Source organism: Chryseobacterium taiwanense (genome assembly GCF_000813825.1).
GTDB classification, from domain to species: Bacteria; Bacteroidota; Bacteroidia; order Flavobacteriales; family Weeksellaceae; genus Chryseobacterium; species Chryseobacterium taiwanense.
The window spans coordinates 237,643-247,529 of the sequence record NZ_JWTA01000007.1 but is presented as its reverse complement, the minus strand read 5'-3'; the positions used below and the strand labels follow the sequence as shown (position 1 = coordinate 247,529).

Below are 9,887 nucleotides of genomic sequence, written 5' to 3'. Positions count from 1 at the left end.
CCTTTTTTTATTATTTAATAATTCTCTCCAACACCCATTCAATCAAATTCTTTTCAGAAGTATGGTGGTCTGCAGAGAATTCGCCACGTCTTCTGTTGGCAATTACGTTATTTACGGTGATTGCTTTGTGCCCTAAAAGCTTAGATAAAGCATAAATAGCAGAAGTTTCCATTTCGAAATTGGTAACGCCCAAATCATTTAAGGTTTCCAAAAATTTATCATCAACGGCTTTTAAACGAAGCTGTCTTCCTTGAGGAGCATAGAATCCTGGGAATGTAGCTGTATTTCCGTGGTATTTTGCGTCTTTGTATAATTCTCCCAATTCTTCCGCCCAATCAGCAAAATACAACATTGGTTTGATTTTCGGGTAAGGGAATTGTGCTAAGAAGTTCTTTGAAAACTCATTTTCAAACTCATAATCCTGATAAAAATGCATCAAGCCATCTAATCCGACAACGTTTTGTGTAACAAGCATATTATCAACTTGAACTTCAGGATTTACACTTCCGCAAGTTCCCATTCTGAATAGCTGAAGTGCAGAATGTTCCGTTTTGAACTCTTTATTTTTAAGATCAATATTTACCAAAGCATCCAGTTCGTTCATCACGATGTCAATATTTTCCGTTCCGATTCCGGTGGACATTACTGTGATTCTTTCGCCTCTTAACGTTCCTGTGTGTGTGTAAAATTCTCTTTTGTTTTTTTTAACCTCTACTTTGTCAAAATATTTTGAAACCTTTGCTACACGATCCGGATCCCCAACAAGGATGATCTTTTCAGCAATATCTTCAGGTAAAAGATTTAAGTGATAAACACTACCATCATCGTTCAGAACAAGCTCTGAAGCCGCAAGTTTATTTAGCATACGTATGTTTTTTATAGTTTAAATTGTGATTTGATTATATCAATCTTTAAAATCCTCCCCAAACATCCTTCATCATTATTTTAAAACCAAGATCAATATAGAAATTGACCGTCGAGTAATGAATTTGATTTTGGGATTTAAAATTAGTGAAAAATCCTTGAAATTAAACGTAAACATTATTTAATTCAAACTTAAACTTATTGTAACGTACGATTCGCTTTCTGTCAATAGTTTTGCGCAAAAAAATTGATGAGATTTTATCCTATTGCTATTCTTGTTCTGTTGGTTGGTTTTGCTGTAATGTCTTTTAATCCTGTTGATAAAGGGATTGAGAAAGAAAATACAATGATTAATAATGGGTTAGAAGAATTTAAACATACATTAGACCAATTAAAAAAGGATGCTTACCAATTTTCAGAAGATAAAATTTCTCTACAACAACTTCAGGAATCTCTAAAAAATACAAGAAATTCTTTCAAGGAAATTGAATTTTATGTGGCTTATCACTATCCAGAATTTACAAAAACTCATTTAAATGCAGCACCGTTGTTCCATATTGAAGCAGCGGGAACAACTGCATATACACTTCCGCCGGAAGGATTGCAGGTTTTGGACGAATTAATCTTTTCCGATGAAGCGGCAGAACAAAAAGAAGAGATTAAATCAATCACAGATTTTTTATATAACAGTTATGCAAGTTTTTATTTAAGTGCTGTTAAAAATGGCATAAGCAAAGGAAATAATAAAACGTTACCATTAAGAATTGAACTGATCAGAATATACAGTTTAGGCATTACAGGCTTTGATACTCCCGGTTCTTTGAATGTTTCTGAAGAAGCAAGTCATGCTTTTCTAGGAATGAAAAAATACATCAATGATGATCCTTATTTTAAAAATTATACTGTTCAGAAAGCAAATTCAATTCTGACAGAAGGGATCGGATATCTTTCAATGAATACCGATTTTGAAACTTTTGACAGGATAGAGTTTTATAAAAAATACATTCAGCCTTTATATGAAGAATTCGGGAAATGGGATGGAAGAAGTGATGATCTGAAAGAATTTTCCGGATGGAATGTCAATAATAAAAACCTTTTTAGCAGCGATTTTTTGAATCCTTATTTCTATACTTTATTAAAGCAAAATGAGGACAATGAAGCATTGAAAACATTAGGAAAAGAGATTTTTTATGATCAGAATTTAAGTGATAACGGGAAAATGAGTTGTGCAACCTGTCATTTACCTGAAAATGCATTTACCGATTTAAAAACAAAATCTCAAAGTAATGTAGAAGGGAAAACCGTATTGAGAAATTCACCGTCTTTATATAATGCTGTTTTCGCAAAAAGATTTTTCTATGATTTAAGAGCTTTTTATCTGGAACAACAGGCAGAACACGTCATTTACAATGAAGATGAATTTAATACAAGCTATGAAAATATTCTTAAGAAATTAAAAACAAAAAAAGAGTACAAAAAAGCTTTTAAAACTGCTTTTAAAAACGGGGAAGTAAATAAAGAAAACTTTTCCAAAGCGTTGAGTTCTTATGTGGCTTCATTATATTCTTATGAAAGTGATTTTGATCAATTCATGAGAAACGAAAAAGAAATTTCTTCCGATGCTAAAAAAGGATATAATCTGTTTATGGGAAAAGCCAACTGTGCAACCTGTCATTTCGCTCCTAATTTTTCAGGATTGGTTCCACCGTTTTTTAATGAAAATGAATCTGAAGTTTTAGGAATCACCAAGAAGCCGATCAGTCAAAAACCTTTGGAACTTGATAGTGATAACGGAAGAATAAATAGCCCTGTAAAAAAAGAAAATTCATGGATATATGAAAATTCGTTCAAAACAGTAACGGTAAGAAATATTGCCTTAACAAAACCCTATTTTCATAACGGTGCTTTTAATACGTTGGAAGAAGTTTTGGATTTCTATAATGAAGGAGGAGGAGAAGGTCTTGGACTGAAAATGAAGAATCAAACCTTAGCTCCGGATAAATTGAATTTAACCCAGACAGAAATGAAACAGATTATTGCTTTCCTGAATTCATTAACGGATGTTAGCAAAAAATAAGACTTAAATTATCAGTTTTTATAATAGCAACAGCCTGCATTTTCATTTGAAATGTGGGCTGTTTTATTTTTAAAATTCACGATCTATAGATTTAATTAATACTCCGTTAACGTGATTAACATTAGGTTTTTGATTAATTAATATTGAGTAATGTTTATTTAAAATCCTATTAATAGAGGGTTCACAGCAATAAAATAGCTTTGCAACATCTAAAAAATCGAAATTTAAAAATGAAAAGAAAATTACTAACCGTTGCAGCTCTTGCATTGATGACAAGCTCTGTGTTTCATGCGCAGACATTTGTCTTTAACACCAACTCGTCATGGAAATACAATGACAATAATGCCGCATTGGTAGACCAATGGAAGGATGCCAATTTTGACGTATCTACATGGTCACAAGGAAACGGACCTCTTGGATATGGTGATCCGGTAACGACAACGACCAATACAGGTCTTATGACGGCTTATTTTGCTAAAGATTTTACGGTAAATTTAAACGATCTTTCTACTACTATGGAATTGGGAGTGATGAGAGATGACGGAATCGTAGTATATCTGAACGGAGAAGAAGTCGTAAGAGACAATATGCCTACAGGTACCATTACTTTCAGTACGTTGTCTAGCACTACCATTGATGGAGCAGCTGAAAGTGTATATAATGTTTTCTCTATTCCGAAGACTAAATTTGTAAACGGAAGCAACAGAATTTCTATTGAACTACATAACAGAGGAGCAACAAGTTCTGATCTAAGAATGGATGCCTATCTGAAAACTGTTGTTACAACAACAACTCCGGTTCCTTGTAATGCAAATCATATCAGTTGCTTTACTTCTATCGTTCCTACGGCTCAAACCAATAAATTAATCATTCCTACAGAACATAATTATCAGTTGATCCTAAAAGAAGGAGATAATTATACAGAAGGAGGAGGGTTAGTAGGAGGGCAGAATGACTTTACGGCCTATGTTCCGAAAAACGGAAGTGCTACGAACGGATATCTTTCTGTAAACCACGAAACAAATCCTGGAGGAGTAACCATGGCAGAAATCAATTATAATGCTTCTACTAAACTTTGGCAGTTGACAAAATCCAGAGCGGTAAGCTTCTCTGCTCCAAGTTTGGTACAGACAATCAGAAACTGTTCAGGAGGTGTTACACCTTGGGGAACAGTAGTTACAGCTGAAGAACAGACGACTTCAAGTGACGTAAATGGAGACGGAATGAAAGATTACGGATGGTTGGTAGAAATCGATCCGGCAACCGCTCAGGTGATTTCTCAAAATGCTGACGGTTCTAAAGGAAAACTTTGGCAGATGGGAATTATGAATCACGAAAATGTAGTGATCAATAATGCAGGAACAACGGCATATTATGGAGAAGACGGTGGAACGCACATGGTATACAAATATGTGATGGATACACCAAACAATCTTTCTTCAGGAAATCTTTATGTATTAAAATTAGATCAGGGATTAAGTAATGGAGATCCTGTTACGACGACTGCAACTTGGGTTCAGGTTCCTAATAAAACAAAGGCTGACCAAAATAATACAACATCTTTAGCACAATCTCTTGGTACTTCTTTCAACGGAGTTGAAGATGTTGATATTAGTCCAATTGATGGTAAAATCTATTTTACAGCAAAAGGATTGAATAAAGTATATAGATTACAAGATAACGGAACTACGGCTTCAAATGTTGAAACTTTCGTAGGAGGTCTTACAACAAACTATTCTTTCACTACGGCTCAGGGAACAAAAACGGAAGCTTGGGGAGACGGAAACGATAACCTTACATTTGATGAACTTGGAAATCTTTGGGTACTTCAGGATGGAGGTAAAAACTACATTTGGGTAATTGCTCCGGATCATACTCAAGCCAATCCAAAAGTAAAACTATTTGCTTCTATGCCTGCAGGTTCAGAACCGACTGGTCTTACCTTTACACCGGATCATAAATTCGGATTCTTCTCTATTCAGCACCCGGATTCTACGATCTCTACAGATATTGATGCTACTGGAAACACAATCAATTATATTGGAAAATCTGCAACTATTGTAGTCGCTCTTAAAAACAATTTAGGAACTGCAGGATCTTTAGGAACAGGTGAAATCCATGCAGAAGCTACAGTAACAGTTGCTCCAAATCCTACTTCAGGAATCGTGAAGATCAATGCTCCAAAAGGATTAAAAAACATCGCGGTAACAGCTTACAGTATGGATGGTAAAATTGTTTTCACTCAGAAATTCTCAGGGACAAACAATGCGTTAGACTTAGATTTTACCAAACAACTTGAATCTTCAAGAGTTTTGATTTTAAATATCGAAGCAGATGGAGGATTCCAGAAAACGGTAAAACTATTGAAAAAATAAATCTTAATAATTCTGAGCTGCCGGTAATTTGATTATCGGTGGCTTTTTTCTATCTATGAAAAAAATCTTTTTTTCTATTTTTATACTTCTTCTTTCGCAGGCAAAAGCACAAATTGATCCTGTGAAATATCCTACGTATACCAATGTTGAAGATGCTCTGAAAAGTGGGGAAACCATTTACAGTATGAGTTTCAGAGGAAAAAAAATATTTAATCTCCCGACTGAAATTCAGCAGCTACAATCAATTTTCTTTCTGAATTTAATGGAAAATAAGTTCGAAAAAATGGATGAGTCAATTTTCGCATTAAAAGAACTGACAATTCTAAACCTGAACGAAAATAGCATTAAATTCATTCCTGATGAAATCGCAGCACTTCAGAAATTAGAAAGTTTTTCGATCAATTTAAATGAACTGACAAGCATTAATCCGAATCTTGCAAAGCTTCAGAAATTAAAAGTCATTCATTTAGATGCCAATAATCTGAATGTATTTCCTGAATCTTTAATGAAAATTTCTAGTCTGGAGGAAATTAATTTGCAGGGAAATCAAATCAGTTTTATTGCTAAAGATTTAGATGATATTAAAAATTTAAGATCATTAAATCTGGCTTCCAATCAAATTAAAGACTTAGGAAACTTAGAATTTCCGAAGCAATTAAAATATCTGGAATTACAGCAAAACTCCATTTCAAAACTTCCTGAAGATTTATTTCAGTCAAAGAATCTGGAATTTTTAAATGTAAGTCAGAACAAAATCAAAGAAATTTCACCTAAAGTAAAAGGTTTGAAGAATGTAGTCAGTATGAATCTGGCAAATAATGATTTAAAAGATCTTCCAACCGAATTTTCACAATTGAAAAATCTTAAAACATTAATATTAACGGGAAATCCAATGGAAAAAACAACCATTGAAAAACTAAAAGCCATGATGCCGGAAACCCAAATTTATTTCTAAAATTTACCCGCCGACTCTTTTGGTTTTATATCCCATTTCCTTAAGGATATTCATTATTTTATCACGATTATCACCTTGAATGATAATTGTTCCATCCTTTTCAGAACCGCCTATTCCAAGGGTGGTTTTTATTTTTTTTGAGATATTTTTTAGCTCTTCCTCACTTCCTTCCCAACCTTCAACAATCGTTACAGGTTTACCGTTTCTGCCTTTTTTCTCAAACTTGCATACCAAAGGTTCTTTCTGCTTGAATTGCTCTTCAGGCATCTCAAAATCCTGCTCTTCATGATCAGGAAAAAGGTTCTTTAATTGATCTCTTAAATCCATAGAGCAAAATTAATAAAATATTTAATCAAAAAAATAAAATACGAAGTCAAAAAATGAACAATTGAGAAGTCGGTGATGCAGTAAAATTCACAAATATGAGTAGTTTACATAACTATTTTCTATTTTTGACCGTTACTAAGTAAAAATAATTTTCTCTCACCAAATATGAAACTATTAACCCGTCATTATATAGCACTTGCTTTATTGACATTCGGAACCGCAAATGCTCAATTTTCCACTGATCCTTTACAAGCTGTTTTAGAAACAAAAGATGCACAAAACTTCTGGAAAGCATTTGATAAAATGGAAACATCTGCAACCAATCCTTTTACAGATTATATCAACAATGGTTCTCCGGGATTAAAATCTTTTATCAAGAATAGAATCGTCAATGCAGATTCTCTGTATTTAACAGTGAAAAAAAATAAAGAAGAATATCTTAAAACCAGGAATACCTTATCTGGACTAAGCAAAATTGACAAAAAACTGAAATCATCTTACAGTGCTTTGAAATATTGGTATCCTCAAGCAAAATTTCCAACAGTTTATTTTGTGTACGGAAGAATGAATACAGGAGGGAATTCTGCGAATGAGGGCATTACAATCGGAACAGAATTATTTAAAAATTTGGATGGGGTTACCGCGCTTATTGCCCATGAATTGATTCATTTTCAGCAAAACAATAAAGGAGGGGAAAGTCTATTAAAACAAGCGTTAACAGAAGGAGGAGCGGATTTTGTCAGTGAATTTATTTCCGGTGAACCTATGAACGTAAAAGCCTTTCAATATGGTGAAGCAAATTCTGATAAGCTGTACAAGGAATTTGTAACCCGATATAAAAGTGATGATTTAAGAGACTGGTTTTATTGGACTTCCAAAAAAGATGACCGACCGAATGATTTGGGATATTGGATAGGATACAAAATCTGTGAAGCCTATTTTAATAAACAAACTGATAAACATAAAGCCATCTACGAAATTTTAAATATTGAAGCCCCTTTTTTATTCCTAAAAGAAAGTGGTTTTCTGGATGCTTATATTCAACAGTATGCCAAAGAGAAGAATCTGAAATATGATGATTTCTTTAAAGAATTTTCGGGCGAGCCTTCTGAAGTTACTTTTCTGGTAAATGTTCCGGATAAAAATGATGAAGTCTATATTGCAGGAAATCAGAAAGGATTGGGGAATTGGAGTGCATCATCAGTTAAAATGGAGAGAAAAAGCGATTTCGAAAGAACTTTGACTTTAAAAATTTATTTACCTGCTCAATTGAAATTTACCAAAGGGAATTGGGATCAGGAAGCCAATGTAAAAGGTCTTGAAAAAGGACAAAACATCAAAATAGAAAATCAAAAGTCAAAGAAAATCTCTTACACTATAAATAATTGGTTTAAAAATTCGAATTAATATAGAGATGACTTAAAAACACTCTCATTTAGGAAAAAATCTGCGTAATCTGCAAAATCAGCGAGAGAAAATAAACATGACTTCACTAAAGCCTTCAAGACGTAAAAAGCTTGAAGGTTTATAATTTTTAAAAATCATCGCCAGAAAACGAAATTTTAAACAAAATTTAAGTCCGCCAATTCTTCCATTCATTTCAAAATAAATAAATTTGTACTACAAAAGTTTACATAATGTCGAAAAAAGCAATATTGGCAATCCTTGACGGATGGGGATTGGGAATGAATCCGGACGTTTCAGCACTAGATAAAGCAAACACACCATTTATAGATAACTGTCTTAAAAATTATCCTCACACAACGCTTGAAGCGAGTGGTTTGGCGGTGGGTTTGCCTGCAGGACAAATGGGGAACTCAGAAGTAGGACACATGAATTTGGGAGCGGGAAGAGTCGTTTACCAAAACTTAGTAAAGCTAAATATGGCCGTTGAAAACGGAACTCTTGGACAGGAGAAAGTGATTCAGGATGCCTTTGAATATGCTAAAAAAGAGAACAAAAAAGTACACTTCATCGGTTTAGTTTCAAACGGAGGAGTACATTCACATATCAATCACTTAAAAGGTCTTTTAACTGCAGCTAATGAATTTGGATTGAATGAAAATGTTTTCGTTCATGCCTTTACAGACGGTCGTGACTGTGATCCGCTTTCCGGAAAAGGTTTTATTGAAGAGCTTCAGAATCATATGGCATCTACGACAGGAAAATTGGCAACAATTGTCGGAAGATATTACGCGATGGACAGAGACAAAAGATGGGAGCGTGTGAAATTAGCTTATGATGCAATGGTAGAAGGTGTTGGAACCGAAACTACAGATGCATTAGCCGCAATTCAGGATTCTTACAATAATAATGTAACAGACGAATTCATTAAACCAATTATTTTAACACATACAACGGAAACAGGAAATGTAGTTCCGGTTGCTAAAATCATTAATGATGATGTGGTCATTTGTTTCAATTTCCGTACAGATAGAGGAAGAGAGATTACAGAAGTTCTTTCTCAGCAGGATTTCCCGGATTTTTCTATGAAAAAACTGAACCTTTATTATGTGACATTAACGAATTACGATAAAACGTTCCAAAATGTTCATGTTGTTTTTGATGAAGAAGTATTGAAAGAAACAATGGGAGAAGTGTTGGAAAGAAACCACAAAACGCAGATCAGAATCGCAGAAACTGAAAAATATCCTCACGTTACGTTCTTCTTCTCAGGAGGTCGTGAAGAAGAATTTGTAGGCGAAAGAAGATTGCTTTGTCCAAGTCCGAAAGACGTTCCAACTTACGATCTAAAACCGGAAATGTCTGCTTACGATATTACCAATGCTATCGTTCCTGAATTAGAAAAAGGAACTGCTGATTTTGTATGTTTGAATTTTGCAAATACAGATATGGTAGGTCATACAGGAGTATTCTCTGCAGCAGTAAAAGCCGCAGAAGTGGTAGATTCTTGTATCGAAAAAGTAGCTACAGCAGCGTATGAAAACGGATATGTCGTTTTCATTTTGGCAGACCACGGAAACTCTGATGTGATGATCAATCCCGATGGGACACCGAATACACAGCACTCAACAAACCTTGTTCCTTTTATTGTGATGGATAAAGACCACACTTGGAATCTTAAATCAGGAAAATTAGGAGATGTTGCTCCAACCATTTTAAAAGTAATGGGAATAGATGCGCCAGAAATTATGACAGGAGATATTTTAGTTAGCTAAAAATAATAATATAGTTAAAGAATTGCCGTTATTACTTCAATAACGGCATTTTTTATGATTAATATCAGAAAGAGTTAACATAATATTATGTCGTAAATAATAAATAATAT

At 34.0% G+C, this 9,887-nt stretch carries 7 protein-coding genes; 5 read left to right on the top strand and 2 right to left on the bottom strand.

The window, feature by feature from the left end; all coding sequences use genetic code 11:
* Positions 1 to 10 precede the first annotated feature (10 nt).
* Positions 11 to 865, bottom strand: a complete 855-nt coding sequence (locus tag RM51_RS10625) for a nucleoside phosphorylase (protein WP_039368780.1) — start codon at positions 863 to 865, stop codon at positions 11 to 13.
* Between the two features lie 249 nt (positions 866 to 1,114).
* On the opposite strand from RM51_RS10625, the gene RM51_RS10620 reads away from it, so the two are divergent.
* From RM51_RS10620 to RM51_RS10610, 3 genes are all read left to right on the top strand, one after another.
* Positions 1,115 to 2,941: a cytochrome-c peroxidase gene (locus RM51_RS10620; protein ID WP_039368778.1), complete on the top strand. Its 1,827-nt coding sequence runs from the start codon at positions 1,115 to 1,117 to the stop codon at positions 2,939 to 2,941.
* A gap of 230 nt (positions 2,942 to 3,171) precedes the next feature.
* Entirely contained in the window at positions 3,172 to 5,316 is a 2,145-nt protein-coding gene (locus RM51_RS10615; protein ID WP_039368775.1) for an alkaline phosphatase PhoX, read from the top strand.
* A 55-nt stretch (positions 5,317 to 5,371) separates the two neighbouring features.
* The gene (locus RM51_RS10610) at positions 5,372 to 6,271 is read left to right on the top strand and encodes a leucine-rich repeat domain-containing protein (RefSeq protein WP_039368772.1); all 900 of its coding nucleotides are present in this window, start codon (positions 5,372 to 5,374) and stop codon (positions 6,269 to 6,271) included.
* A gap of 3 nt (positions 6,272 to 6,274) precedes the next feature.
* Here RM51_RS10610 and RM51_RS10605 read toward each other — a convergent pair whose 3' ends face one another.
* Complete coding sequence (locus RM51_RS10605) at positions 6,275 to 6,598, bottom strand: translation initiation factor (RefSeq protein ID WP_039368770.1); 324 nt, start codon at positions 6,596 to 6,598, stop codon at positions 6,275 to 6,277.
* Between the two features lie 165 nt (positions 6,599 to 6,763).
* Here RM51_RS10605 and RM51_RS10600 point away from each other — a divergent pair, with 165 nt between their 5' ends.
* Entirely contained in the window at positions 6,764 to 8,005 is a 1,242-nt protein-coding gene (locus RM51_RS10600; protein WP_084111058.1) for a DUF2268 domain-containing putative Zn-dependent protease, read from the top strand.
* 230 nt (positions 8,006 to 8,235) lie between these two features.
* On the top strand, positions 8,236 to 9,777 hold the full coding sequence (gene gpmI / locus RM51_RS10595) for a 2,3-bisphosphoglycerate-independent phosphoglycerate mutase (protein ID WP_039368767.1): 1,542 nt from the start codon (positions 8,236 to 8,238) through the stop codon (positions 9,775 to 9,777).
* Positions 9,778 to 9,887: the final 110 nt, after the last annotated feature.

Coding starts and splice junctions, on each gene's coding strand:
- RM51_RS10600 (WP_084111058.1), top strand. CDS start 6,764: ATGAAACTATTAACCCGTCATTATATAGCACTTGCTTTATTGACATTC.
- RM51_RS10615 (WP_039368775.1), top strand. CDS start 3,172: ATGAAAAGAAAATTACTAACCGTTGCAGCTCTTGCATTGATGACAAGC.
- RM51_RS10620 (WP_039368778.1), top strand. CDS start 1,115: ATGAGATTTTATCCTATTGCTATTCTTGTTCTGTTGGTTGGTTTTGCT.
- RM51_RS10610 (WP_039368772.1), top strand. CDS start 5,372: ATGAAAAAAATCTTTTTTTCTATTTTTATACTTCTTCTTTCGCAGGCA.
- RM51_RS10625 (WP_039368780.1), bottom strand. CDS start 865: ATGCTAAATAAACTTGCGGCTTCAGAGCTTGTTCTGAACGATGATGGT.
- gpmI (WP_039368767.1), top strand. CDS start 8,236: ATGTCGAAAAAAGCAATATTGGCAATCCTTGACGGATGGGGATTGGGA.
- RM51_RS10605 (WP_039368770.1), bottom strand. CDS start 6,598: ATGGATTTAAGAGATCAATTAAAGAACCTTTTTCCTGATCATGAAGAG.